At 45.6% G+C, this 26,425-nt stretch carries 20 protein-coding genes; 10 read left to right on the forward strand and 10 right to left on the reverse strand.

From position 1 onward, the window contains the following. Positions 1 to 323: 323 nt before the first annotated feature. From J4N42_RS19230 to J4N42_RS19240, 3 genes are read right to left on the reverse strand one after another with little or no spacing between them, the layout of a single operon-like run. Positions 324 to 3,386 (reverse strand): efflux RND transporter permease subunit, encoded by a 3,063-nt coding sequence (locus J4N42_RS19230; protein ID WP_252031107.1) that lies wholly within the window; start codon positions 3,384 to 3,386, stop codon positions 324 to 326. After that, positions 3,383 to 4,456, reverse strand: a complete 1,074-nt coding sequence (locus J4N42_RS19235) for an efflux RND transporter periplasmic adaptor subunit (RefSeq protein WP_252031110.1) — start codon at positions 4,454 to 4,456, stop codon at positions 3,383 to 3,385. The genes J4N42_RS19230 and J4N42_RS19235 overlap by 4 nt, the downstream gene beginning before the upstream one ends. Then, positions 4,457 to 5,530 (reverse strand): efflux RND transporter periplasmic adaptor subunit, encoded by a 1,074-nt coding sequence (locus J4N42_RS19240; protein ID WP_252031113.1) that lies wholly within the window; start codon positions 5,528 to 5,530, stop codon positions 4,457 to 4,459. A 152-nt stretch (positions 5,531 to 5,682) separates the two neighbouring features. Here J4N42_RS19240 and J4N42_RS19245 point away from each other — a divergent pair, with 152 nt between their 5' ends. Beyond that, complete coding sequence (locus tag J4N42_RS19245; RefSeq protein WP_252031116.1) at positions 5,683 to 6,399, forward strand: TetR/AcrR family transcriptional regulator; 717 nt, start codon at positions 5,683 to 5,685, stop codon at positions 6,397 to 6,399. Positions 6,400 to 6,475: 76 nt separating this feature from the next. Here J4N42_RS19245 and J4N42_RS19250 read toward each other — a convergent pair whose 3' ends face one another. Then, entirely contained in the window at positions 6,476 to 7,735 is a 1,260-nt protein-coding gene (locus J4N42_RS19250; protein WP_252031118.1) for a DEAD/DEAH box helicase, read from the reverse strand. A gap of 36 nt (positions 7,736 to 7,771) precedes the next feature. After that, positions 7,772 to 8,353: an acyl carrier protein phosphodiesterase gene (locus tag J4N42_RS19255; protein ID WP_252031123.1), complete on the reverse strand. Its 582-nt coding sequence runs from the start codon at positions 8,351 to 8,353 to the stop codon at positions 7,772 to 7,774. 688 nt (positions 8,354 to 9,041) lie between these two features. Between J4N42_RS19255 and J4N42_RS19260 the strand changes: the two genes are divergently transcribed. Both J4N42_RS19260 and J4N42_RS19265 read left to right on the forward strand, forming a co-directional pair. Next, entirely contained in the window at positions 9,042 to 10,247 is a 1,206-nt protein-coding gene (locus J4N42_RS19260; protein WP_252031126.1) for an aromatic amino acid transport family protein, read from the forward strand. Positions 10,248 to 10,435: 188 nt separating this feature from the next. Then, complete coding sequence (locus J4N42_RS19265) at positions 10,436 to 11,866, forward strand: methyl-accepting chemotaxis protein (protein ID WP_252031129.1); 1,431 nt, start codon at positions 10,436 to 10,438, stop codon at positions 11,864 to 11,866. A 58-nt stretch (positions 11,867 to 11,924) separates the two neighbouring features. On the opposite strand, the gene J4N42_RS19270 is transcribed toward J4N42_RS19265, so the two are convergent. Further along, entirely contained in the window at positions 11,925 to 13,304 is a 1,380-nt protein-coding gene (locus J4N42_RS19270) for a sensor domain-containing diguanylate cyclase (protein WP_252031131.1), read from the reverse strand. 123 nt (positions 13,305 to 13,427) lie between these two features. Continuing rightward, a complete protein-coding gene (gene melR / locus J4N42_RS19275; RefSeq protein WP_252031135.1) occupies positions 13,428 to 14,429 on the reverse strand; it encodes a transcriptional regulator MelR in 1,002 nt (333 codons plus the stop codon). 323 nt (positions 14,430 to 14,752) lie between these two features. Here melR and J4N42_RS19280 point away from each other — a divergent pair, with 323 nt between their 5' ends. From J4N42_RS19280 to J4N42_RS19295, 4 genes are all read left to right on the forward strand, one after another. Continuing rightward, the gene (locus tag J4N42_RS19280) at positions 14,753 to 16,108 is read left to right on the forward strand and encodes an alpha-glucosidase/alpha-galactosidase (protein ID WP_252031137.1); all 1,356 of its coding nucleotides are present in this window, start codon (positions 14,753 to 14,755) and stop codon (positions 16,106 to 16,108) included. Positions 16,109 to 16,188: 80 nt separating this feature from the next. Continuing rightward, positions 16,189 to 17,607, forward strand: coding sequence for a melibiose:sodium transporter MelB (melB, locus tag J4N42_RS19285; protein WP_252031140.1), 1,419 nt, complete (start codon positions 16,189 to 16,191; stop codon positions 17,605 to 17,607). Between the two features lie 100 nt (positions 17,608 to 17,707). Then, positions 17,708 to 19,930 carry an SGBP N-terminal domain-containing protein gene (locus J4N42_RS19290; protein ID WP_252031143.1) on the forward strand — a complete coding sequence of 741 codons (2,223 nt, stop codon included), beginning with the start codon at positions 17,708 to 17,710 and terminating at the stop codon, positions 19,928 to 19,930. A 215-nt stretch (positions 19,931 to 20,145) separates the two neighbouring features. Continuing rightward, on the forward strand, positions 20,146 to 21,192 hold the full coding sequence (locus tag J4N42_RS19295) for a GGDEF domain-containing protein (RefSeq protein WP_252031146.1): 1,047 nt from the start codon (positions 20,146 to 20,148) through the stop codon (positions 21,190 to 21,192). Here the strand turns inward: J4N42_RS19295 and J4N42_RS19300 are convergent. After that, on the reverse strand, positions 21,173 to 21,625 hold the full coding sequence (locus J4N42_RS19300) for an Lrp/AsnC family transcriptional regulator (protein WP_252034102.1): 453 nt from the start codon (positions 21,623 to 21,625) through the stop codon (positions 21,173 to 21,175). The genes J4N42_RS19295 and J4N42_RS19300 overlap by 20 nt on opposite strands. Positions 21,626 to 21,796: 171 nt before the next feature. Between J4N42_RS19300 and J4N42_RS19305 the strand changes: the two genes are divergently transcribed. After that, entirely contained in the window at positions 21,797 to 22,735 is a 939-nt protein-coding gene (locus tag J4N42_RS19305) for a DMT family transporter (protein ID WP_252031149.1), read from the forward strand. Positions 22,736 to 22,800: 65 nt separating this feature from the next. On the opposite strand, the gene yegD is transcribed toward J4N42_RS19305, so the two are convergent. Next, entirely contained in the window at positions 22,801 to 24,153 is a 1,353-nt protein-coding gene (gene yegD, locus J4N42_RS19310; RefSeq protein WP_252031152.1) for a molecular chaperone, read from the reverse strand. Between the two features lie 102 nt (positions 24,154 to 24,255). Then, positions 24,256 to 24,513 (reverse strand): hypothetical protein, encoded by a 258-nt coding sequence (locus J4N42_RS19315; RefSeq protein WP_252031155.1) that lies wholly within the window; start codon positions 24,511 to 24,513, stop codon positions 24,256 to 24,258. Between the two features lie 133 nt (positions 24,514 to 24,646). On the opposite strand from J4N42_RS19315, the gene J4N42_RS19320 reads away from it, so the two are divergent. Both J4N42_RS19320 and emrD read left to right on the forward strand, forming a co-directional pair. After that, the gene (locus J4N42_RS19320; protein WP_252031158.1) at positions 24,647 to 24,955 is read left to right on the forward strand and encodes a DUF1289 domain-containing protein; all 309 of its coding nucleotides are present in this window, start codon (positions 24,647 to 24,649) and stop codon (positions 24,953 to 24,955) included. Positions 24,956 to 25,164: 209 nt separating this feature from the next. Continuing rightward, the gene (gene emrD / locus J4N42_RS19325) at positions 25,165 to 26,370 is read left to right on the forward strand and encodes a multidrug efflux MFS transporter EmrD (protein WP_252031161.1); all 1,206 of its coding nucleotides are present in this window, start codon (positions 25,165 to 25,167) and stop codon (positions 26,368 to 26,370) included. The last annotated feature ends 55 nt before the right edge of the window (positions 26,371 to 26,425 follow it).

Consider the following 26,425-nt stretch of genomic DNA (forward strand, 5'->3'; position numbering starts at 1 on the left):
TATCAATAATTCGTAAGTTACTGTATATTAAGAAAATAGAGCCAATCAAACACTTGTTACATAGAGTATTCACCCATTCATTATAATTGCACCAAAATGTATCACTCTTGTAATTATTGTTAGATATAACAGCCCTATTTTGGTGCTCCTAATGATGAATGGTTATTATTAACCTAGTGATATTCAATATATATCACTAGGTTAATAATTTATGTTTAAAACAGCGAATAGTTAGACTTTAACAAAGACCATTAATGACAAATATATAAAAAAGCCCTAACCGAAGTTAGGGCTGGCAAACGAATCGTTAATCTTTCCGTGATTTATCCGGCAGTGGATGGTTTGATTCGATAGAAAATGACGAACAATACAGGTACGACAATTAGCGTCAGTACCGTAGCAAAGCCTAAGCCTGCCATTATTGTTATTGCCATTGAGCCAAAGAAAGCATCAAATACGAGCGGAATCATGCCTAATATCGTGGTTAACGCCGCCATACTTACCGGTCTAACACGGCTGATTGCACTATCTAGTACTGCTAAATACGGGTCTTTACCTGATTCCAATTCAATATTGATTTGGTCGAGTAGTACAATGCCATTTTTTAAGATCATCCCACTTAAACTTAATAAACCAAGGAAAGCGGTAAAACTAAATGGCATGTTGCTACTTAATAAGCCAATTGAAACACCGATGATGCTTAGAGGGACGGTAAACCAGATAACCAGTGGTTTTCTCACTGAGTTAAACAGCAACATCGTGATGATGAACATCAACAAGTACCCCATTGGTAATGAACCAAATAACGACTCCTGTGCATCTTTCGATGATTCGTATTCTCCCCCCCAAGAAATCGAGTAACCAGCGGGAAGGTGCAGAGCTTCAACTTTAGGCTGAACACGTGCAAACAAACTTGCTGGTGTTTCATCACCTAGAACATCATGGTCTGCCAGTACTGTTAATGTACGTTTTCTATCTCGACGCTGAATCAGCGGTTCTTGCCACTCCAATGTCACTCCATCGATTACTTGTTCGACAGGAATATACGTCTGAAGTGATGGGCTCCAAATCTTAACGTTAGCTAACGATTCAAAATCAACACGTTCGCTCTCCGGCAAGCGCGCAATAATCGGCAGCATATGAGTTCCATCACGCAGCAGACCAATCGCACTGCCGCCAAACGCCATTTGTAGGGTTTCAGACAACTCTTGCTTTGAGATCCCTAAACGTCTTGCTTTAGATTCATTAAATAGCGGGACGAGCTCTTTGGTTCGCTCACGCCAGTCATGGCGAACATTGCGAGCACCTGGGTCTGCAAGGAAGACATCTTCCACTTGCTGAGCGATGTTACGCAAAACTTGTGGATCAGGCCCCGAAATACGCGCTTCTATTTTGGAGGCGGGTGACGGACCAAATTCGATCAACTTGAACTGGAACGTTGGTTGATTGAACTTAACTGGAAGTTGCTCGTCCAACTTTGCCAACAATTCAAACATCGCATCACGATCAGTCGCGCGAACTTGCAGCTGCGTGTACGCTTCGTAGCTTTTCTCTGGCTGATACGTTAACGCAAAACGTTGCAGGCCCTGCCCCGTGGTTGTGGTAACAAACTCAACGTTATCTTTGCTACGAATATAGCTTTCTACTTCGTTAGCTTGCTTAGCTGTTTCGCGTATATCAGTACCTTCCGGCATCCACATGTCTACGTAGAACATTGGTGTATTAGACGCAGGGAAGAATGACTGCTTAACGGAACCAAACCCAATAACAGCAGCGACAAGTAACGCGACCATACTCGCGACCGTTAACCACCTGAAGCGCATTGCAAAGCGAAGTAGCGTACCGAACACAGTAAACAAAACACCTTTGTAAGGGTCAACATCTTCCTGTGCACTATCCGATTTTTCTTCTTTTAACAGTAAGTTAGCTAAGAATGGCGTTAAAGTGAGTGCCGTAATCCAGCTCAAGAACAGCGAGTAACAAAGAACCCAGAACAAGGACTCCATAAACTCGCCTGTTGCGTCCTGCGATAAACCAATCGGAGCAAACGCCGTGATCGCAATGATTGTCGCACCAAGCAACGGCCACTGAGTCTGTTTAACAATATCAACCGAGGCTTGTAGTTTACTCTTACCCTGCTTTAAGCCGACAAGAATACCTTCTACCACCACGATGGCGTTGTCGACCAACATACCTAGCGCGATAATCAATGCCCCTAGAGAAATACGATGTAATTCCACATCGTTGTAACTCATTAGAATAAAGGTACCAAATACCGTTAACAGAAGTACTGCACCAATGATGATGCCGCTTCGTAACCCCATCGCAAACAGCAGAACAATAATTACGATTGCCACCGCTTGGCCTAAGCTGACAACGAAGTCTTGTACTGATTTATCCACTTCCGCTGACTGGTTATAGAAGTAGTTAAGCTCCACACCCGCCGGTTTGATACTTTCAAGTGCAGCTAACTCTTGTTCAAGCGCTTTACCCACCTCAACAACGTTAACACCAGCATTAAATGAGATTGCAAGGTTGATTGCCGGTTTGCCGTTGTAAGTGATTAGGTTAGAAGGCTTTTCTTGAATACCACGCGTTACGTCCGCCACATCTTTCAAGCGAATTAAATTGCCCGTGTCTCGGCCATGAATGACGAGATCTTCAAGCTCTTCTACCGACGTTAATGTGCCGTTAGGTCTAATCGTGAGGGCTTGGCCATTCACCATCACTTCGCCAGCCGCTTGAACACTGTTCTGCTGACTCAACAATCCAACGACAGTATTCATATCGAGGTTAAATGCAGCAAGTCTTTCCAGCGAGATTTCAACAAATAACTGCTCTTGTTGGTCTCCCGCAATCGCAACTTTGCCTACACCGTCGACCAGCTCCAACTCTCGAGTAAGATGATCGGCATAGCGTTTTAGCTCGATGTAATCAAAGCCATCGCCGGTGAGCATAATCATGATGCCGTACACATCACCGAAGTCATCGATGATTTGGACCGAATTCACCCCACTAGGCAGTGTTGGTGATAAATCGTTGATCTTACGACGCATTTCGTCCCAAATTTGCGGTAGCTCATCCGGGCCATATTCCATCTGCATGCTGACCATAATCTGAGACATGCCGTTGGAAGACGTCGAGGTGATTTTATCGATATATGGGAGTTTCCGAATTTCCTTTTCCAACGGATAGGTAAGCTCTTCTTCTACTTCCTGGGACGTCGCACCTGGATAGGTGGATATGATCATTGCATCTTTAATAGTAAACGCTGGGTCTTCGAGGCGACCTAAATCCATAAAGGACGTAACACCACCAACCGCAAGGATCACAAGGAAAAGCCAACTAATGACCTTGTTCTTTATTGAGTATTCAGCAATGCTCATTGTTGTGCTCCTTGAACAGCCATACCTTCACGTAACTTACGCAAGTTTGAGTTAATCAGTACATCTCCGCTCTGAACGCCAGATGCGACAACTGCACCTTCACTATTAATCTGTTCAACCTCAACCGGCGCGCGCGTTGCAACGCCTTCTTGTAGCTTCCACACGAAAAACTCTTTTCTTTCAAGACCACTGTCGATCGCCGTCATTGGCACCTCAAACCCTTGCACCGTGCTCAAACCCGCTGCCACCATATCCACTGTGACGTTCACACTGGTGCCCGGCAGTATCTCTGGTTCTACTTGTGGCATTGAAAGCCAGAATTCATAAGTTTGGCTCTGAGGGTGTAACTCACTAGTGTGTTCCAGGTAGTTCAATGTGTAACTCCCCTCATGACCAGAAAACGTCGCACTTGGCTGGTATTTCTTTGCGTTACGATTTGGGTTAAGCATCGCGATCACCGAATCCGACAAGCTGATGCGGACATACACTTGGTCATCTTGATAAATACTCAATACACTTTCACCTGGAGAGGTGTTCTCAAACCGCTTCTTATCGACACCAGCTACCGTGCCAGCAGCTGGAGAACGCAAGCGAGTGTATTCGATTTGAGATTTGGCCAGGCCAAGATTAGCCTGTGCCAGCTTAAAGTTAGCGGTTAACTCGTCATGCTCCGCTTTGGAAATCATCTTGTTGCTGAACAAATCTTTGCCGCGCTGGAACTGCTTTAACGCCAATTCCATTTTCGCCTGTGCATCAAACAAGGTTTGTTTTTGCTTAGAGTCATCAAGAATGGCAACCACTTCACCTTTCTTTACTCGATCCCCTTCTTGTACCAAGATACCTGAGATCTCACCGTCCAAACGGAATGACAGCGGCGTAAGTTCTGCTGGCACAACTTGACCGTTAAAGCTTCGGTACTGGCTAACAATAGGCTGTGCCAGTGTGACGGTGTTTACTTGCAACTCAGGGCGCGGACGATGTTCAGTCTGTTGCTCACAGCCTTGAATTGAAGTCAGTGTAACCGCGGCCAGTCCAGCCAAAGCTAGCTTAGAAATTACGTTACGTTTCATTTAGATACCCGCTTCTCTCGTCCATGCTTTCACTTGTTGACCATCCATTAGATTGGCCACACCGGCTTCCACTAACAAATCACCTTTCTCAATGCCTGAAACCACATTGCCATGCTCGTCTATCGCTACCTCTACGCGGTTAACTAACTGAGTTTGTGGGTCAAAGCGCATCACTACACCTGATTGCACCTGTTTTTCTACCCAGGCACTGTCAGCCAAACGGTAGTGATTCGGTTTTTGGGTATTAACGAGTTTTACCTGTCCACTCATTCCTGAGAGTAAGTTCAGTTCTTCAGGCCTTTGAATCGTGACGCTCGCGGTATAGCTGTTGGTGTCCATATCAGGTTGGGTCGACACTTCTTTAAACTGAGCGGGTATGACATATTGGCGATGGCTGTCCATAGATACAGAAAGCTGACCATTGCGAATCATATCCAGACCATAAATCTCGGTGTAGCTCACTGGAATGGTAAAAGTCACATCCATTACTGAATTATCAATTACGTTTAGAACAGGCTGATTAGCTGCAACCACTTCATGAGCTTTTGCAAATGACAAAGACACCACTCCATCAAACGGTGCGGTAATTACCGTGTACTGAAGATCCGTTTTAGCTTGGTGCAACGCCACTTTTGCAGCTTTGTAGCTGGTTTCCGCTTGGTCGAAACTGTCGCGACTGATCAGTTTTTTCTTCATCAACTGTTGTGCACGCTTCAACTGCGTTTCCGCCAAATCGTATTCCGCTTGTCTCGCATCAACAGCTAATTGGTAATCTGTTGGGTCAAGTTTCGCGAGAACCATGCCCTTGCTGACAGGCTCTCCCATTTGAACTTCTACCGTTTCGATTTCACCTGGTACCTGAAATGACAACGCCGCTCTTTCGGTCGCATCTATCTTGGCGATAAAGCTATCTAATTGCTGCGCCTGAAGATCCGGTACTTCGACCAGTTTGACTGGCTTGATAACCGGGTTTGTCATTTCTGAATTCGCTTTATTACACCCAGCCAAAACAAGGCTGAAAGCAGCCACTGTGAGCAATCGTCCGGGTATTGATTTTGAGTTTAAGCTGAGCATAATTGTTCTCGATTATTGTTATTGCACACCTGTGCAGTATAATTACCGTATTCACAAGATCAATATATATTTTCCACTTGGACAATATTTTTTACCGTGAAAAATCGGACGAGATCTGGTAAAAATAGAGCGTTCGAACAGGGGCAATAGAAATGACTGAAAGAAAACAAGGGCGTAGAAGCGCACAGGATGCTGAAAAAACCAAATGCGATATCATGTGCGTGGCAGCCGAGTTATTTTGCGAACTGGGCTACGAACGCGTCTCTTTACGAAATATCAGTGAAAAGGCGGGAGTATCACACAGCTTGATTCGCCACCATTTTGGCAGCAAAGACAAGATTTGGTATGCCATCAGTGACGGCCTCCATGAGTACATGGAGAAATATATGGGTACCATCATTGAGCACATGCCGAAGTCAGCGAATGCCAATGAGAAGCTCTACTTCTTCGTCGTTCATTTGCTGGCACACATGCTGATTGCTAAGCAACCGATCCAGCTCATTGCCGATGCTGTAAGGCAAGAAGACGCACTGTTCGATTACTTTATCGACCGCTCAGGAGAGCTGCAGAAAATCGTTTTTGCCATCGCTGATGAGTACAATGAAAAGCACCCAGAGACGCCCGTTAAAATTTGGGAAATCAAATGGCAGATGATCATGTTCGCTCATGGCGCTGCAAGCATGAGTCCGTTCTTGAAACAGACATGGTCGGACGAAACAACCGATTACGACCAATGCCTGCTCAAACACTGGGATATGTTCAATCAGATGATGATTTGCCGATTTGGCATTACCGAATCTCAGCAGGTGAAGCCCGCTTCTGTTGCAGACTTAATTTACGATGTACCATGTGAATTCAAATCAGAATAATAAAAACGCCTCCTAATTGGAGGCGTTTTTATTTATGTCGTTAAAGCCATACAAGATTAATGGATGAATGCAACGGCTACCTACGTTTACCACGCCCTGCGTGAATTTTTAGTTTGGCTTTCATTTTACGTTTTTCCGCAGAACGACTCTTTTTACGTGGCGATCTATCGGGTTCAATCTCTTCAATCAAACTAGGTTCAAAACCTTGCAACCACTCTTGAGGTAAACGCTTGTCCAGTAGGGTTTCTATGGCCTCAAGTAAGTACTCTTCATCGCGACTCATTAAAGATATCGCAAAACCTTCCTGCCCCGCTCTACCCGTACGACCAATACGGTGCACATAGTCTTCAGCTTTGTATGGCATATCGTAGTTAACCACTTGCTCTAGCTGCTGAATATCGATGCCTCGAGCAGCCACATCCGTTGCAATCAAGGCTCTTACTTTGCCCTCTTTGAAGTCATCAAGCGCCTTTTGGCGAGCACCTTGGCTCTTATCTCCATTGATTGAAGCCGCTTTAATACCATCAAGTTTTAATTCTTTGACTAATGCATCTGTGCCTTGCTTAGTTTTAGTGAAGACTAACACTTGCTGCCAATTGCGAGAGCCAATTAGGTATGCGAGCAGCTCGCTCTTTCGCTTCTTATCCACTGGGTAAACAATTTGTTTAACCGTCTCAGCGGTACTATTTGAAGGCGTGACCTGGATTTCGACCGGATCATTCATCATCTTATGCGCGATGGCTTTGATTTTCTTATCGAAAGTCGCAGAGAAGAACAGGGTCTGACGGACTTCATTCATTCGCTTCAGAATGCGCTGAATATCCGGCATAAAGCCCATATCCAACATGCGATCTGCTTCATCTAAAACCAGTACTTCTGTTTGAGTCAGAATGATGTTTTTGCAGAACAAATGGTCCAGTAATCGCCCTGGCGTGGCGATAAGCACGTCAGCCCCACCTTTCAAATTTGCGGTTTGCACATTCATACTCGTGCCACCATACGCCGTGACAATTTTAAGCTCAGTGCCGCTTGCATAGCTGACTAAGCTATCGTAAACCTGTTGCGCCAGTTCACGAGTCGGCACCAATACCAAAGCTCGTATCACTCGGCTATTTTCTTCACGTTGCTGTGGCTCATCTAGGAAACGTTGCAATATAGGTAAGCCGAACGCCGCTGTTTTTCCTGTACCGGTCTGAGCGCCCGCCAACACGTCATTTTTCTCTAAAACTTTTGGAATTGCCTGCTGCTGAACTTCTGTTGGCTGCGAGAAACCAAGCTCTTTTACAACCTCAACCAACTGAGGGTTTAGACCTAATTCTAGAAATGGATGTGACATGTGATTTACCAATAAAGAAAGCAGGCGCGGATTCTATCAGAATGACGCTCGTTTTGCTGCGTTTAATACATCTGGGTAAAGCGTATCAAATAACAACTGCAGCTCAGCGTAATTTGCCTCTATATGCTGAAAGCAAGACGCAAGCCCCGCCATTCTCGGGCTACGTTTCGACATACGCTGCAGAGCATATTCAATATTGTCTAATTCTTGGTACGACTCTAGCCACTTCCCCTTCCACATATGGCCTGTGGTAACTTTAAACCTTTCTGGCAATGGGAAATCGGCCTCGCTTTGAGTAGCCACTTCACTGTGTTTACAAAACTGGGCCAGAGATTCGGAGTGATAAGTTTGCCATTTTGAGGCCAAACAATGATCCCAAAAGACATCTAAAGCAATAGGAGCAAATCGGCGTGATGTTCCTGAAAACATCTGCTTTGCCGGTTTCATCACTTCATGATGGTCAGTATAGGAGTCCACCAGCCGATGCAGCTTTATACCGTCGACAATATGAGGTTGGAACTTTCCTGCTGGATCCCCTTTAACAAAATCACCCAGCAAGTTCCCTAGCAGGCTCGAATCACAATGATCAGCAATATGAAGATGAGCTAGAAAGTTCATAACAACTCGTTCAGTATCCTTAATGATTTGGGGCGTTCGATTTACTTCAAACAGTGATTTCAGTGTAGCGAAAAATGTGCGTAGCGCTTGGATCTAACCAATTCGACCAAACAATACGGTTAGAGCGTGGTTTAGAAACCGCAAACCTTAAACCTTAGCCCCTAGAAACAGAGTGCCTAAAAGCACAAAGCCAGTGCAAAGGCACTGGCTTAACTGGTTTCGCGGGCAGATTATTTGAATGTCTCTTCCGCAAGTTCTTCGATCGACTGTTCGTAGTCTGATAAGTCGATACCGATTTCCATCGCATCTAGTAGTTCTAGACACTCATCGTTCGCATATTGGTCACTCATTTGGGACCTCCTTAAATACAAGACTTGTACTACACACTCCTATATGGAGTCTGTTGTTCCTTTTTAAAGCATTTATATGACACTTTTTTGAAAGCGGGAAGAGAAAACGTACCCCGATTTGATTCTGCGCACAAGTAATCGTTTGCCACTGCATTGAAGCGTCACGATCGGCTTACTGTAAACTTACCATTACGCTCGCGGACAAAAAACATTACATTTAGCTTGATCTTTAGTGTGTAATTCCACAAAATCCCCAACAAAGCAGTTGTATCGTGCGAAATAAACATATCTACCGCTACATATGACAACCACCAACACATGTACCGAATATTTTACAGATGACAAAATCACGAATCTTTGGAAGCACACTCATTATTGCTGGAACCACAATTGGAGCAGGCATGCTTGCGTTACCCCTTGCGTCTGCAGGGATTGGTTTTTCGACTTCGCTTGCGATCATGCTGGGCTTGTGGGCATTAATGGCCTTCACTGCTCTACTCATGTTGGAGCTACACCAGTACGCAGACAGCAGTGCAACACTGCACACTCTTGCCAAACAAATCCTAGGCCAAAAGGGTAAATGGCTCGCGAGCTTTGCGATGCTGTTTTTGTTCTATGCACTATGTGCTGCATACATTGCTGGAGGCGGCGCTCAGTTTGGTGAGCGCATCAGCCAGTGGTCTGGATTTGAAATATCAGGCTCATCGGCCACTGTCCTATTTACGGTAATCGTTGCTACAATTGTTGCTGTGGGTACAGGTGCGGTAGACAAAGTAAACCGAGTTTTGTTTATCAGTAAGCTGGTAGCGATGGTTTTGGTACTCGCCTTCCTAGCACCAAATGTCACAGAGTCGTACTTACTCAGCATGCCACTGCAACAAGGGTTAGTGGTGGCTGCCATTCCGGTGATTTTTACCTCATTTGGCTTTCACGGCAGTATACCTGCCATTGTTAACTACCTAGATGGCGATACCCGCTCTCTGCGCAAAGCCATCTTAATTGGTTCTTCAATTCCACTGGTTATTTACATTTTCTGGCAAGTAGTGACGCTTGGTGTTGTTAGCCAAAGCCAGTTAGTCGATAATTCTGGGCTATCTGGGTTGATTTCAACACTCTCGCAAACTGTTCACCGTTCAGACCTTGGTCAAATTGTCGGTGTATTCGCTGACTTGGCTCTACTGACTTCATTCCTCGGAGTCAGCTTGGGCTTGTTCGAGTTCCTTGGCGACACAATGAAAAAAGAGGGCCAAGGCTTTAATCGAGTCGTCGCTGCAGTCGTCACGTTTACTCCGCCACTGGGTTTCGCTCTGTTCTACCCACAAGGCTTTATTATGGCATTGGGCTATGCGGCTATTGCGTTGGTTATTTTGGCGATTTTCTTGCCGGTCATTATGGTACATAAAGTACGTAAATCTGAAGACTACCAAGGCCAGTACCAAGTGTTGGGTGGACATGCTGCTCTTTATCTAACTGGAGGCATCGGTGTGTTGATAATCTCAGCTCAGATCCTGATTACGTTAGGCGTACTACCTGCTCTAGGTTAATGAGCCTTGAAGTATTTGAGGGGACAGGCACTGCCTGTCCCCTTTTTCGTCATAAGAATAATGTGATACACATCTCTTATATGTAACTTTCATATCATTACATTTCACAATAAGTCGATCTAAATCTCATACGATTCTCTCCAAGATTAATACACTAATCGCTTACAAATTGCTGTTATGGAGTAACCATGAAAGAAGTTGATTTCAGGACGATAGATCGATTGTTTATCAAGATGTCGGTCAATGACAAAATGTGGGCCATTTTTGTTCTCTTTTTAGCTGCCTTAACATTCGTCGCTGGTGCACGATACTTTTCTACAATCGAACAAGCACAACAACAAGCAACAATAGCGGTGGAATACAAGCTGCAAGGTATTCTTACCGGCAGTGATAGCCCTGCAGATAACGTCAACAATCTCAGTCAGCGTAGCGTTCTTGCGGCGACCACATTTGAGAATGGCTCTGTGACTGCAACAGCGAAAGGTCGTGATGGTCAGGTTTATGCGCTAACTGAAGACATGTCTCAACAGTATAGTGCTGCGCGTCAAGACGCACTGACTTCGATGCTGCTTAGTTACTTATGGGCGCTTCCATTCGGTTTGTTGCTTTACTGGATTGCGACATTCTTAGGTGGTGCACTTTGGGTGCTTTACACCACGACTCAAAAGATTGCTGAAGGTGATTTAACGTCACGCCTTGGATTTCATCCGGGTCGTGATGAATTCGGTACTATTGGCTGTGCCCTCGACAATGCGATGGACACACTGACTGAATTGGTTGTTTCAGTAAAAGACAACGCAACAACGCTAAGCACCACTTCGTCTTCATTCGAACAAAACATGAAGCACAGTGAATCACAGATCGTAAGCCAGTATTCTTCTTTAGATTCAGTTGCGACCGCTATGGAGCAGATGACCGCATCGGCTCAGGAAGTCTCTAATATCGCGCATCAAGCAACAGAACAGAGTGAACAAGATTCTGCACAAGTTGAAGAAAGTCGCCAGCGTGTTGAGCAGGCTATTCAGGAAATTGCCCACCTATCTTCCTATATTGAAGATGCGTCCAGCTCGGTCGCTACCCTGAACGAGAATACCACTCAAATTAGTGACGTCATCACGACTATCAACGGTATCTCGGAACAAACGAACCTACTGGCATTAAATGCCGCAATTGAAGCAGCGCGAGCGGGTGAACAAGGCCGCGGCTTTGCCGTCGTTGCGGATGAAGTGCGTACATTAGCAAGCCGTACACAGCAGGCTACGGTAGAAATTCAAGCTATGATTGAAAAGCTTCAATCTGAAAGCCAAAACATCTCTAAGATTACCAACCAGACGGTAAGCCAAGCGCAAACCAGCAGCGAGCTTGTCAGTGATATTGGCGACGATGTGGCAAGAATTTCTCAGTCAGCTCGCACTATCAACGATATGAGCATTCAGATCTCTACATCAGCTCAAGAACAAAGTGCTGTCGCAAACGATATTGCTTCCGAACTGTCTGACATTCGAACTCAATCGAATGCGATTCGCGAAGTCGCTGAGCAATCTTCAGTTGGTGTGGGTAATCTAGCGAACGCATCACATAACTTGGGTGAGATTCTGTCTAGATATCGAACCAATTAACATTAAAAAGCCTGCCATTTGGCAGGCTTTTTTATTGAAAGCAGGAGTGACCTTTTAGCTATGACGCTGAATTAGCAACTGCAATGCCATGCTTGTAGAAACGCGTCGTATCTCTTCCCGCCCCTTTTGCTTCGTACATTGCCGTGTCAGCATGTTCTAACAACAACTCAAAACTAGGTTCGTTGCTAAGTATCGCGATCCCAATACTCACTGTCATTTTGAGCCGGTGTTTATTGATGAGTAAGTCGCTGTCACGTAGGTTATCTTGAACACGCTGAGCCACTTCTAACGCTGCATCGATATCCGCTTCAGGTAGCACCACAGCAAATTCTTCACCACCAATACGGCCGATAATGTCTGACTTTCTTAGGTTCTGCTTACACAGAGTAACGAAATGTACTAAGGCTTGATCGCCGGCTCGATGGCCGTATTGATCGTTAATGGATTTGAAGTGATCAATGTCCATCACCAGTAAACACATACCTTTTTGCCGATAGTGATGCACGCGCAGCTCGTTTCTCCCTAGCTCCATGAAATAGCGTCGATTTTTTACTTTAGTCAGGGAATCCGTCGTCGCTTCTCGGTACAGTCGTTCTTCATACGCTTTTCTGTCTTGCTGCTCTTTTTTGAGTAAATGGCGAACAATACATATCGAGATAACAAGTAAGCTTAAGAACACCAGAGCAATTTTGGGTAGGATGGCTTTGCTGGGGACAAATGGAGTCCAAGTTAGTGCCCCTAGTTCCTCGCCTTTCGGTGAGTACAATAACAAGCTGTTCTTCAGAGAAGTACCCTCAGTAACAAGCGCTAAGTCATCTAATTGATAATTCAGCGATAGTTTATCAAGGTATTCTTGATCCACCTTTATCCCTAGAACCAAATAGTGCCCTGGCCTCGGCTGCTCTGTGAATTCTTCAACGAAATGCCCAGATAAAAAGTAGTACACGTCTTCATTTAGCTTCAAATACCCATTGAGTGATTCTTCTTGTTCACGCCCTTCAGCAGTAGCTGTTAACAACTGTGACAGCCCCGCATCCATGATTTGCTCGTAAGTTAAGTTAGCTTCCTGCTCATCCACCGACATCGCCCTCATCTGATTTCCCGGCGCGATAGCGATACTGATATCAAATTCGTAGTGGTCTAATAGATATTGGCCAATGTTGCGTTCAACCCACTCAGGGTCGAAGTCGACATACACTTTTTGATATGCAAAGTTCCAAAAAGCGTATTCAGATAAGATATCTTCGTGATGCTCGTTTTCGATGTATAGAGCGAGTTCTGCCCTTTGCTTAAGTTCCGACTCAGCCAGATTATCCAGTGTAGATAAAAAATAATAAACACACGCCAGCAGGGCTATCGCCATCAGTGATAGCAACCAAGATATGATAGATATTACCGACTTTGACGATACGAATTGCTGGACAATCAAACGCGTCATGACATTAACTCAAATTCACTGACTTATAAAATTATAGACACGGAATACCAAACACACTGAAATGAAACCGCTCTTATTACAAAGCGGCTTTAACACAGAACATGAAAGTAAACCTTTGGGCGTTTAGCTACCGGCCATACCTAGTGGCTTTTTGCCATCGCAGGCCCCTTTCTCAAGGTCATACACCGGGCTGCTACCATGGGCGCTCCAACGATGGTCTTCCCGAGACGCTTTTCGGTATTGAGTGGGGGTTAAGCCGATATAAGTTTGGAATGTCTCGTAAAAGCGGCTGCTGGAGTTAAAACCAACCGTTAGAGAGATATCCAATATCGAACGGTCTGTATCACTCAGTAAAGCGCGGGCGTGATTAATACGCATTGCGGTGATGTACTGCTTAATCGTCATCTGCATCGTGCGCTTAAAAATGTTCATCGCATAGTTGGTGTGCAGCCCAACATGCTCCGCAATCGACTGTGACGTCAAGGGTTGATTATGGTGAGTCGCAATGAACTCTAAGATTTGACTTACGTAGAACTGAGCATGCTTAGATACCCCTTTCTGCGTTGATTTTTCCTGAGTATTAACCAGCAGTTGCTCCCAGCCGTCTAAGCATAAGCGTTTTAGCATCAAGCCAATTTCATCAATAGCAAGTTGCTGGCGGCTTTCCGAAGGATGATTGACATCCTGCGCCCAGCGCGCCAATTCAAACTCACTGACTAAACGGCCCGATAGCGACTGGAGAACACTGCCGTGGGTGATTTGGTTGATAAGATCGCGATTAAGTGGCCAAGACATAAAATGATGGATTGGAATATTGATGATACCCATATTGTGGCTATCACCCGGATTGGTCAGCCGGTGAGGTACGGAGGCCCAAAATAAGCCTATTGAGCCATTTTTAATCACTACCGGGCTACCATTGATGATGTATTCAATATCTCCACCGAAAGGAATATTCACTTCCACTTGGCCATGCCAATGGTAGCCGGGCATAGCATGGGGTGCTCTGAGTTCCACATCGATTTTTTCATACGACGAATACAAAGACAGCGGGCTGACCGACACCGTCTCTGGTGAGTATTCATCTTGAGTGACTACACTCATCGTATCCAAATCCTGCGACATGATTATTCCTTAGGAATCCGTATAACAACCTTGGCATAAGAAAACAAAGAATCTTCACCAAACCGTACCACACTTCCAGGTTGCCGAACTTAATTCTGTAAGTATATGTGAGTTAAGCCTTTGAAGGCTCTATCTTTACTGACCGAATAGACAGCATACCTCCGCTTATTCAATAAAGTTATCCCATTTCCTAAGATTTTAATTTGCGGAATCGCGAATATTAGAAATCAGGACACTGATTGGGTTATCTGAGAGGAATTCTGGCTTGGCAAACGTGTAATTTGATTGCATTGCAACAAGCACAAAACAGAAGGACTCCTAACATGAACAGCCCAAAAATCACTTTCATTGGTGCCGGCTCAACGATTTTCGTCAAAAACATTCTTGGGGACGTATTCCACAAACCAGATCTGAAAAATGCTCATATCGCATTAATGGACATCGATGACCTTCGATTAGAAGAGTCTCACATCGTAGTTCGAAAACTCATGGAATCATCAGGGGCGACCGGCACTATTTCCTGCCATACCAATCAGAAGGAAGCCCTACAAGGAGCGGATTTTGTTGTTATTGCTTTCCAAATTGGTGGCTATGAACCTTGCACTGTTACCGATTTTGAGGTGTGTAAACGTCATGGGTTAGAACAAACCATTGCCGATACCTTAGGTCCTGGAGGCATCATGCGTTCTTTGAGAACTATCCCGCGCCTATGGAAAGTTTGCGAGGATATGACAGAAGTCTGCCCGAATGCGACCATGCTTAACTACGTGAACCCTATGGCAATGAATACTTGGGCAATGTACGAAAAGTTCCCTCATATCAAACAAGTAGGTTTATGCCATTCGGTACAAGGCACCGCAGAAGAACTCGCACGCGACTTAGATCTGAACTACTCAGATTTACGCTATACCTGTGCGGGCATCAACCACATGGCTTACTACTTAACGCTAGAGAAGAAAAATGAGCACGGTGAATACGTCGATATCTATCCTGATCTTCTAGGAGCATTTGAAAGTGGTAAGGCTCCAAAACCCGGCTTGCACCATAGTGGCCGTTGTACCAACTTAGTGCGTTATGAGATGTTCAAAAAGCTAGGCTATTTCGTGACAGAATCTTCTGAGCATTTCGCTGAGTACACCCCTTACTTTATCAAACCAAATCGCCCTGATTTGATTGAACGCTACAAGGTTCCACTCGACGAATACCCTAAGCGTTGTGTTGAGCAGATTGCAGACTGGAAAAAGGATTTAGAAGAGTTTAAAAACGCTGAGCAAATTACTGTGGAAGAATCGCATGAGTACGCAAGTACCATTATGAACTCCATATGGACTGGCACGCCAAGCGTTATCTACGGCAACGTCAAGAATGAATCCCTCATCGATAACCTACCACATGGGTGCTGCGTTGAGGTCGCTTGCTTGGTCGACGCTAATGGTGTTCAGCCAATCAAAGCCGGCACTCTACCAAGCCACCTTGCCGCCCTAATGCAGACCAATATCAATGTTCAAACTTTATTAACCGAAGCGATTTTAACGGAGAATCGAGAGCGAATTTATCACGCAGCCCTACTCGATCCACATACTGCCGCCGTTCTAGGGCTCGATGAAATTTATGCCTTGGTGGATGACCTTATCGAAGCGCATGAGGGTTGGCTACCGGCTTGGGTACATCAAAAGTAATTAGAAAAAATAACGACAAAAACAACCACTATAACGTGACCTACATAGCGCCCCCTAAACAGGGGGCGTAAGGAGTAACAATGAGTATCTCTATGAATACCAAGCTATCTTATGGCTTTGGTGCGTTTGGCAAGGATTTCGCCATCACGATTGTTTACATGTATTTGATGTTCTACTACACCGACGTCGTCGGTATTTCGGCGGCAGCGGTAGGAACGATCTTCCTCGTTGCTCGAATTTGGGACGCCGTCAATGACCCCATCATGGGCTGGATAGTCAACAATACTCGCAGTCGTTGGGGCAAATTTAAACCTTGGATTCTTATCGGTACCATTGCCAACTCCGTTGTGCTTCTTATGCTGTTTAGCGCGCACCACATCGATGGCCCTTGGCTCATTGCTTATGCGTTTGTCACTTACATTCTTTGGGGTATGACCTACACCCTGATGGACATTCCTTTTTGGTCACTGGTACCAACGTTAACGCTGGATAAACGCGAACGTGAAGAGCTAGTCCCTTACCCTAGATTCTTTGCCAGCCTTGCTTGGATTGTTACCGCTGCTATTGCGATGCCGTTTATTAACTTTGTAGGCGGCGATGACAAAGGTTTCGGATTTCAAGTTTTCTCTGCGCTGCTGATTGTGTGCTTCTTAATTTCAACATTTATCACTCTAAAGAATGTTAATGAGCGCTATTCAACCGACACTAGAGACTCGGCGCAACCAGAAGAAAAAGTATCACTAAAAAAACTGCTCTCTCTTATCTACAAAAATGACCAACTCACTAGCGTGCTGTGCATGGCACTCTCGTACAACTTAGCAACCAACATCATTACCGCGTTTGCCGTTTACTACTTTACTTATGTCGTCGGTAATGAAGACCTCTTCCCTTACTACATGGCTTACGCTGGCGTTGCCAACCTCATTACTCTGGTACTGTTTCCTAAGCTTGCGCAGATGTTTTCGCGTCGCACTCTGTGGGCCTGCGCATCGAGCTTCCCAATCTTAGGCAGCGCAGTCCTCATATACGTTGGGTTATACGATAAACAAAGCATTTTGCTCATCTCAGCTGCCGGTGTCCTCCTGCAAATCGGTACGGCTCTGTTCTGGGTGTTAAATGTCATTATGGTTGCGGATACCGTGGACTACGGGGAATACAAGCTAGGCACACGCTGTGAAAGTATCGCCTACTCTGTACAAACCTTAGTGGTAAAAGCCGGCTCTGCATTTGCGGCATTCTTTATCGGTATTGCGCTTACCGCCGTCGATTACGTACCGAACGTAGAACAAAGCGCAGAGACGGTGTTTGGGATGCAATGCATCATGGTCGGCTTACCTGCCTTTTTCTTTGCTATTGCTTTAGTGGTGTACTTTCGATTTTACAAACTTAACGGCGCCTACCAACAAAGTATTCAAGACCATCTCACTGCTAAATACGACCACGTAGATGCTCAGCCAGACAGCGCTCCAATGTCCGCTGAGCCTGCACGCGCGAACTAATCCTACCAACCCAATTTGAATTAAATTCAGCCATGAGAGTCATTGCTCTCATGGTTTCTCAACACAACTATAAAACTCTAATACTAATAGAGAGACGACGATGAAACACACAACACTTGCCTCTGCTATGGCTGTCGCACTGACAATATCAAGCGCTGCCTACGCGCACCAAAACGACAATATTCTGGTCAACCCTAGCTTTGAAGATCAAGGCTTAGGTTGGAGTTACTGGTTTGCCAACATTAAAGATGATCACGCATACGAAGGTGAGTTTCGTGGCCGTGTTGCACAAGGTGTAAACCATCACATCAGCCAGATCATTACCGTACCTGAGACTGGTTACTATGACTTGTCTGCCCACATAATGAGTCCAGATAACGACGCTATCTATGGCTTTGCTAACCTTGCCGACGAAATACTGTTGAGTGAAAACGTTAAGCGTAATAACCAAGATAAACGCTACAAAAAACACAAGTTCAAACGCGTGGCGCTTGAGCAAGGCGAACAATTGAAGGTGTGGTTTTCAGGCTCCGACCAAGGCGGTGTGAGTGTCGACAAAGTAGCACTAGTGAAAACGCGAAGTGACCATCGCCACCTTAAGTTCAATCAAATCATTCAGTTCACTGCTGAGCAGCAGACTGGTGTGACAAATCTCAACAAGAACAACCGTACAATCGAATTTCATGTTCCTTACGGAACCGACTTGTCTGCTATCACAGTCGATAACATTCAGATCTCAAGTACCAGCACTTCAACCATTGCAAATGGAGACATTCTTGATCTCACTCAGCCCGTCACTGTTATAGTGTTTGATGAGAAAGGTAAAGAAGCTCAATGGACGATCAAAGCCATCGAGAAAAAAAAGCAGGTTGTCGTAACATCTTCAAACCAGAAGCTACAAGACTCTTTCGCTTGGGCCATCGACAAAACTCGCCGTTTCGTAATGACGGGACAGCACGATTTAGTAAACCGAGATGAAAACAACAACGATGGCAGTGGGACGGCTGATTACATTCCGTCTTACTGGGCTGGCTATTTCGATCGGACGGCCTTTTACTCGCGCGACTTTTTACACCAAGCCAGTGGCGCGAAGATCGCAGGGCTCGATCTTGAAAACTTCTCGATGTTCAAAACCTTTGCCAGACACTCTACCGAATCCAGAAAGTGGTACACCATTTGGGCGGTTAACTTCGACGGTACCCCACATACTATCGACTATACCGATGATTCTTGGTTTGTGCGTGAAGTGCCTGCGCAGTTCGAGTTTGTCGAAAAAGCATGGGAACAGTATCAATGGACTGGCGACAGCCGCTACATCGAAGATGAAGACTTGTGGCGCTTTTACACCAAGGTCCTAACAGACTATATCGAATTGCATGACGACCAAGACCCAAATGGCATCGCTGAAGGGTATGGTGGCATCTTTGAAGGTTCCGCAACGTATAATGAACGAGGCGAATTCCCGATTGAAGCGGGAGATGGCATTGGCTCACATTACCAAGCTACCGTTGCTTATACCGGAATGCTAGAAGCGAGAGGCGAACACGGCGAAGCGGCAATTTGGCGAGAAAAAGCCGCAAGGCTCAAAGCGTTCTTCAACGAAGAATGGAGCATCGCTGACCCAGCACAGCCACTTGATAACTACGTTAACATCGTTCAAAAAGATGGGTTACGTCTCAACGATTTCGGCAAAGAGAACAGCTGGTTTATGCCAATGAAGCTCATCACGGAGCCCGGCGTTCGTAACGATAGATACCTAGATTTCATTGCTGACAATCTAGGTGATGGCATCGGCTCTACTCCAGAAGCGCCAAGCAACATCGAAGCATACACCTATATTCCTGAAACTTACTTTCCATACAACCGTAATGAAGAAGCATGGAAATGGATGCAATACATTATGGACGTAAAAGACGAACCACATGAGCGTCCGACACAAGGTACCAACGGCGATTACCCTGAAATTTCCTTTACGTTTATCTCCAATACCATCGAAGGCTTAATGGGAATTAAACCCGACGCGGCTAACCACCGTGTCACAACTGCATCACACCTCACCTCTGATATCGACTGGTTGGAAGTTGAGCAGCTATTTATTGGCCAGCAAGAAGTGGCTATTCGACATGATGGATTGACCCAGTCGACTCTCACTAACCACTCTTCCCTTTCAATCGAATGGGACGCTTGGTTCTATGGAGATTACTCAGCTTTAATCGTCGATGGTCAGAGGGTCACTGCCAAGCAGAAACAAGTCAATGGCCAAAGTGTCAGCTACGTGACGGTTCGTGTCCCCGCGGGACAAACTTCCAACGTTCGGAGGTAACCAGTACAAAAAGCCTAGCGTCATCGCTAGGCTTTCTTATTTATCATGCACATAAAACAAGCCCCTAGATGAACGCCGTTACCATAGCTTCTAGCACATAATTACCAGCCCACACTTTTCACACATAAACTTTGCGCAATACCACCTATAGGAGTATGGTTTTTAGACTATAAGAAAAATCTGTATGCGTTGGCTAGCGAGCTTAGAGGTCGTTTATGGATATGAAGCCAAAATCCTTTAGTGAAGTCAGCAACGGAATACTGGATCTTAGCCAGCACTACACGGTGCTCAAATTCTTAAGTGTCATTAGCTTTCTCGTTTTTATCCCCTTAAGTATCAAAAACTTCCTCATCAATGAGAATGCGCTCGGTACAGTGTTGCTGCTGTTTGAAATCAGTTTGCTGTTTGAAGTGTATGCCAATACAACACGCAAAACGTTTTCTCTTGGTCACCTTATTCCGGTTACTTTGCTCATTATGTCGCTGATTTTAGCGATCTACATTTTTGGGGCGCTCGCAACCTACTGGGTGTTTCCCATTATTCTATCGGTAGTGTTTTTACTGCCTCAAACCCAAGCTTTGGTGGTGAACACTGCGATCATTTTGGGTAGCTCAGCGGCCGCAATACCTAATCTAGAGGTCAGTGTTATTGGCAGGTTTGTCACTGCAATGTTCATTACGGCGGTTGTGGCGCATATTCTTGTTCGTGGCATAAGGCTACTGCAAAGTGAGCTGCGATATTTGTCTACACGAGATCCACTCACAGGAGCGTTGAATCGTCACCAACTCGATACTCTGTTAGAGAGTGCTAGGCTCGCCTCTAAGCCAAGCAAGCAAGCCTGTATCGCCATTATTGATATCGACTTCTTTAAACAGATCAATGACCAACATGGACATGACGTTGGGGATGAAGTGATCAGCGCAGTGGTTCAAACCATCACTCACAACACCGAAGACACAGATACGCTATTTCGCTTAGGAGGTGATGAGTTTTTGCTGCTATGTAGAAACACCACTGAGCTGGATGTACAGAAAAAACTTCATTACTTGTCGCGGAAGGTTAAGCAGCATCAATACCCTCAAGACGCCACAGTGACCTTAAGTATTGGCTTAGCTAAGTGCATGCCCGATGACAGTGTAGAAGCCTGGTTTAAAAAAGCAGACCTTGCATTGTATGAATCCAAGCTTGCTGGTCGAGATACCGTGACGATTCACAACGCTATTGACCCCAACGTACAAGCCATCAGTTCAATATCGGGGTAATACCGGTTTTAACTTGGCGAATAGCCAAGTGCGTGTGGATGTCTTTAACGGTTTCTAAGCACTGAAGCTTTCGAATAAAGGCTTCGTAACCCGTAAGGTCTTTACTCACGACTTCTAGCAAGTAGTCATACGCCCCAGACACTACATGGCAACGGGTGACTTCATCAAGGTCATTCACTTCCCTTTCGAAGTTATCAATGGAATTTGCTTGATGGTTGTTGAGGCTAACTTCGACAAACACCGTCATCCCTACTCCTACCTTAGATTTGTCTAAGTTCGCGCTATAGCCGGTTATAAACCCCTCTTCTTCCAAACGTTTTAACCGTCTGGCACAAGGCGATGCGGATAATCCTACTCGGTCAGCCAGTTCTGCGGTTGGCAGTCTACCCTGCTTTTGAATCAGCTCTAGTATGTGTCTATCAATTCTATCCATCTTGTTCACTGCGCCTCTTAAAGCTGAAAACCACCAACAAATTCACTTTTATTAGTTTATACATGCGCATTATTAGCCAATCAAAGTGAAACTTGCCAGATAAATGCGTCTAGCAACCTCCATAATTACTGTGTTGTTCACAAATAATTAACACACTACAAAGGACACGGAATGTTTTCAGGCTACCTCGCGATTATCGCGACTTTGTTACTTTGGTCGGGCTTTTTTCTATCGCTGCGTGGCGGCGCGATTTCAGACTTAACCCCTGCCGACATCGCACTGACTCGTTTTCTGTTGCCTGCGTTAGTGTTACTGCCTTTCGCGTACAGAGCTCGAACAAGCATCTTTGCTGTCCCAAAACGTTACTTGGCAGGAATGTTAATTGGCTGCGGATTACCTTATTTGCTTGTCGCTGCAACCGCTATGCAATACGCTCCCGTCGCTGATGGCAGCGCGTTAATACCAGGCACACTGCCTTTGTTTGTTTCAGGGCTGGCGGTGTTTTTCTTCGCGCAACCATTAAGTAGTCACCGTATCGTTGGGCTATCACTGGTGATAGCAGGGATCGGTATGTTCTTTGTGTCTAGTCTTAGCAGCGCAGAGGCGACCTCTGGAAGCAACTCCCCTATCACGGGGCATTTGCTGTTCTTACTGGGCAGTTTAATGTGGGCGGTGTTTACCATTTGCGCTAGGGTCGCAAACCTCTCACCTTTAGTCAGCGCAGGCTTCATTTCACTCATTTCCTCAGCAGCCCTGATATTACTGATCGCTACCGGCACGTTGGACAGTCATTTAGCTACGACTACTGTTTCTTCTTGGCCATGGAATGAGTTATTTGGTCATGTGATGCTTCAAGGTATTGGCGCAGGCCTAGTAGCATCATTCACGTATCTACATGCCATTTCCATACTCGGTGCTGAACGCTCTGCAGCCTTTGGTAGTGCGACGCCAGCCATTGCGACTTTACTTGCGATTCCAGTTTTTGGTGAAGTCCCAAGTTACTTTACAACCATAGCGTTGGTCACCGTCTGTGTAGGCAGCCTTATCGCCAGCAATGTATTTATGAGAAGCGATGCGTCTCTCTCCTATCGCCCCCCAACGCATAAATAGCAAAAAGCTCAGCGGCCAAGCTGAGCTTTTTAATTTTGAACGTAAGCGTGCTAATCCTGCACTCGCTACTTAAAGCAAATCTCAGCCCAACGAGCTAACCCAGCGGTAACTGATCCAAAGTAGTTTCCACTCACGACAGGGATGTTCGGTAATTGCTGCTCTACGGCATGGCGCAAAATGGGTGAACGAGCAGAACCTCCCGTCATGAAGATGGCATCTGGCTTCGTTCCACCTTGCTCTACCGCTTCTTTAACCAACTCCGACATCTTACTTTTCGGCGATTCAATGGCCTCGATCATTTGCTGTCGTTCAATATCGATCTGAAGCGTTTCTTGTAACAGACGAATGTTGGCGGTATGAGACACAACGTCAGAAAGCGCAATCTTCGCCTCTTCAGCCTGACGGATAATGCTGTAGCCCAACGTTTCATGGAATACCTCAATGAGACGAGCCAATCGCTCAGGGTGCTGCGCTTCTTTTTGCAGCAGTTTTAGCTCTGCCAAGTTTTGTCTTGAGTAGAAGGCACGCTGCGCCTCAACATTGTTGATTGCGATTGGGTTCCAAAACTGAGTAAGCGGCATCTCTATCCCAGCATTCATTTGACTACCCATGCCAAATGGCGTCATCATCTGCTTGAACGCCAAGTAGATGTCTAGGTCATTTCCGCCAACCCGCTGGCCACTATGGGCAAGTAAACTTGCACTGCGGTCACTTTGTCCTTTCCAGCTTGGTCCCATTTGAATTAACGAGCAGTCGGTGGTACCACCACCAATATCGACCACCAGCACGGTTTGGTCTTTATCGAGTGTCGCTTCGTACTCAAGCCCGGCAGCTACTGGCTCAAATTGAAATTCAATGTTCTTAAATCCAGCTCGTGACGCAGCCTTGCGAAGAATGCTTTCAGCCTGTTGGTTGGCGACGTCACCACCTCGACCATGGAAGTTAATCGGGCGACCAATAACGGTATCGGTGACGTCTACATTCAAACTCGCTTGAGCGTTCGACTTAATGTTAGCCATCATCGCGCATACAAGGTCTTCAAAGAAGCTAACTTGAACCTCATGTAAGCCAGAGGCACCTAAAAAAGACTTTGGTGATTTTACGTAATACACATCGCGCGGATCTTCTAAGTAGAGATCAAGGGCAGCTTTACCAAACGCTAGGTCATCAGGCTCAAGTTCTATTCCTTCGTCACGATTAAATCGAATCGCACTACGAAGCACTTGTTCACCAATCTTGTCGGATGGCGAGATATCTAAATGTCGGTATAGATATTCAGATACCGACTCTCTTGTCGGCGCGCAGAGCGTCGATGGAATATAAAAGCTCGTGTTCTCAAGTGGTAACAATCGTGGGGAGCCTTGCTCCATCACAGCTACTGAACAATTTGCTGTACCATAGTCAAAACCTATATACACCTGCACCACCCGCTATCTGCACGTAAAAAAGGGCGGCGATCCTACCTTAACTCAGCGGCAAAAACTATATCCAAAGCCATTTTGTGCAACCAAGCCAAGCTTTCAGATGTATATCAGCCCAATTAGAGTTGGCAATACAACACTGGCAGCGAAATATGCGTGAAGATGGGAGGAGCGTTTAAGGCGGATCAATACTGGCGCAGCAACAAATACGAAAGCCAGGACAGGCAGCACGTTCAAGCCTAGTGCTAAGTGGGCAAAAGTCACTAAAGTCAGAAGAGGAATAAGCAAGGTAATCGGGATTGAGAGCTTTGCGCCCAGCCCCATCATAAACAGCAGCGCCACAAGTAAAGTGATCATTAATTTTACACATGAGAGTAATTATCATTTTCATTAAATGATAATCATTCCCTTTTTCAAATACAATCGCTTTATCTAAACGTGTTGAGATAAGGTATAGTGACGCAAAATTGAAGAAGTATTAGGGCTCGGTTTGAAAACTCCATGTATCGCAGCATGCAAAAATAATGGTGGTATTTGCCAGGGGTGTCATCGCACTATCGATGAGATCGTTCAATGGCAGCACGTAACTGAACAAGAACGCGACGAAGTAATGGCAGAACTCACTAAACAGAAGCAAACTCACCTCTGTCAAAGTTGTGGCGAACCCGCTTGGTGTGACATTAGTGCGGGTAAGTCTACCTGCTGGTGTTTCAACGTCGAGCAACGTGATACCTCTTCGCTCGTAAACAGCGACCAATGTATTTGCCGCAAGTGTTTAAACGCCCTGCCTATCGCTTAATTCTTCAATTCAAATCGCCCTTCATTGTGGATTAGTTTTTCTAATTCAAATCATAGATTTTTATCTTGCGTGAGATCACACTTTTTGATTGCTAATCATCCCGAGCAGCAATAATATCTCGCGCCTAGGATTTCCCCTTTAAATATTCGTTATTAGCTGGTCGATAGCCCAGCTAATGGTTTCGTTCGCCTTCTTGATGGAGATTTATCATGTCTGCATCGTTTCCTTTAGTGAAACTGACATTCTTGATCGCAATTTTGACTGCGGTTGGCCAAATGACCCAAACCATGTACGTACCATCTATTGGTCATATGGCTGGCGAGTTTTCAGTCTCACCCGCTTCTTTGCAAGCCGTGATGGCGTGCTACTTAATCCCCTATGGTTTTTCGCAGTTTATTTACGGCCCACTGTCGGACAGACTCGGTCGTAAACCGATCATTGTTGCGGGGCTTGCGATTTACATTGTTGGCACTTTGGTTGCCCTATTTGCTCACGAATACCAATGGTTCCTTGTTGGCAGCTTTATCCAAGGTTTGGGCATTGGCAGTGGCGGTGCGATGTCACGTACCCTAACGCGTGACTGCTTCAACGGTGCTGAACTTCACCGCGCCAACAGCTTGATCAGCATGTGTGTGATCTTCTCACCACTGATAGCACCTGTGCTCGGGGGTTACCTAACCGAAACTTTAGGCTGGCGCTCAAGCTATATGTTTTTGGCTCTATTTGGTATCGCTGTTGTGATCACTATGATGACCAGCATGATGGAAACCTTGCCGAAAGCATCGCGTAAGTACGAACGAGTAACCGTCAGCTACAAGTACGTATTGTCTGACAAACGCTTTCAAGGGTATTTGATCTGTTTGGTGGCCACGTTCTCTGGCGTTGCAGTATTCGAAGCCGCAGCCGGTGTGTTACTGGGAGGTGTATTACAACTACCAGCAACAACGGTCAGCCTGCTGTTTGTACTACCAATCCCGGGTTACCTCATTGGTGCAGGTTTATCGAGCATCATTGCGCAAAAACGCAGTGAAAAGGCCGCACTAAATGTTGGTTTAGCGGCGATCATCCTTGGATCTTTGGTTGTGTTAATTCCAGGCTTAATGGGCATGACCACCGCAATTACTCTCATTGGTGGGGCAACAATCTATTTTCTTGGCGCAGGCATTCTGTTCCCTGCTGCGACTACAGGCGCACTTCAGCCTTTCCCTTATCATGCAGGTACTGGTGGTGCTATTTTAGGTGGAATGCAGAATTTAGGAGCGGGTTTCGCGACCCTAGGAGCATCGCTTATCCCAGCGAGCAACCAAATGCCATTGGGTGGGCTGATGTTAATCATGTCTATTTTAGCCATGATTGGGCTACGTTTAGTTAATGGCAAACAAGACCCATCAAATGAGATGCCACTCGCCGCTTAACGCCGGACCATCATCATACAAACAACAAGGGAGGCTGTTGCCTCCCTTGTTCGTA

The sequence above is a fragment of the Vibrio sp. SCSIO 43135 genome, from assembly GCF_023716665.1.
Taxonomy (GTDB): Bacteria; Pseudomonadota; Gammaproteobacteria; order Enterobacterales; family Vibrionaceae; genus Vibrio; species Vibrio paucivorans.

Excerpts from the sequence above, each read along its gene's own strand:
- J4N42_RS19270 (WP_252031131.1), bottom strand. The coding sequence starts at position 13,304 with ATGACGCGTTTGATTGTCCAGCAATTCGTATCGTCAAAGTCGGTAATA.
- melR (WP_252031135.1), bottom strand. The coding sequence starts at position 14,429 with ATGTCGCAGGATTTGGATACGATGAGTGTAGTCACTCAAGATGAATAC.
- J4N42_RS19240 (WP_252031113.1), bottom strand. The coding sequence starts at position 5,530 with ATGCTCAGCTTAAACTCAAAATCAATACCCGGACGATTGCTCACAGTG.
- J4N42_RS19255 (WP_252031123.1), bottom strand. The coding sequence starts at position 8,353 with ATGAACTTTCTAGCTCATCTTCATATTGCTGATCATTGTGATTCGAGC.
- J4N42_RS19235 (WP_252031110.1), bottom strand. The coding sequence starts at position 4,456 with ATGAAACGTAACGTAATTTCTAAGCTAGCTTTGGCTGGACTGGCCGCG.
- J4N42_RS19260 (WP_252031126.1), top strand. The coding sequence starts at position 9,042 with ATGACAAAATCACGAATCTTTGGAAGCACACTCATTATTGCTGGAACC.
- J4N42_RS19280 (WP_252031137.1), top strand. The coding sequence starts at position 14,753 with ATGAACAGCCCAAAAATCACTTTCATTGGTGCCGGCTCAACGATTTTC.
- melB (WP_252031140.1), top strand. The coding sequence starts at position 16,189 with ATGAGTATCTCTATGAATACCAAGCTATCTTATGGCTTTGGTGCGTTT.
- J4N42_RS19265 (WP_252031129.1), top strand. The coding sequence starts at position 10,436 with ATGAAAGAAGTTGATTTCAGGACGATAGATCGATTGTTTATCAAGATG.
- J4N42_RS19290 (WP_252031143.1), top strand. The coding sequence starts at position 17,708 with ATGAAACACACAACACTTGCCTCTGCTATGGCTGTCGCACTGACAATA.
- J4N42_RS19230 (WP_252031107.1), bottom strand. The coding sequence starts at position 3,386 with ATGAGCATTGCTGAATACTCAATAAAGAACAAGGTCATTAGTTGGCTT.
- J4N42_RS19295 (WP_252031146.1), top strand. The coding sequence starts at position 20,146 with ATGGATATGAAGCCAAAATCCTTTAGTGAAGTCAGCAACGGAATACTG.
- J4N42_RS19300 (WP_252034102.1), bottom strand. The coding sequence starts at position 21,625 with ATGGATAGAATTGATAGACACATACTAGAGCTGATTCAAAAGCAGGGT.
- emrD (WP_252031161.1), top strand. The coding sequence starts at position 25,165 with ATGTCTGCATCGTTTCCTTTAGTGAAACTGACATTCTTGATCGCAATT.
- J4N42_RS19245 (WP_252031116.1), top strand. The coding sequence starts at position 5,683 with ATGACTGAAAGAAAACAAGGGCGTAGAAGCGCACAGGATGCTGAAAAA.
- J4N42_RS19305 (WP_252031149.1), top strand. The coding sequence starts at position 21,797 with ATGTTTTCAGGCTACCTCGCGATTATCGCGACTTTGTTACTTTGGTCG.
- J4N42_RS19315 (WP_252031155.1), bottom strand. The coding sequence starts at position 24,513 with ATGATCACTTTACTTGTGGCGCTGCTGTTTATGATGGGGCTGGGCGCA.
- J4N42_RS19250 (WP_252031118.1), bottom strand. The coding sequence starts at position 7,735 with ATGTCACATCCATTTCTAGAATTAGGTCTAAACCCTCAGTTGGTTGAG.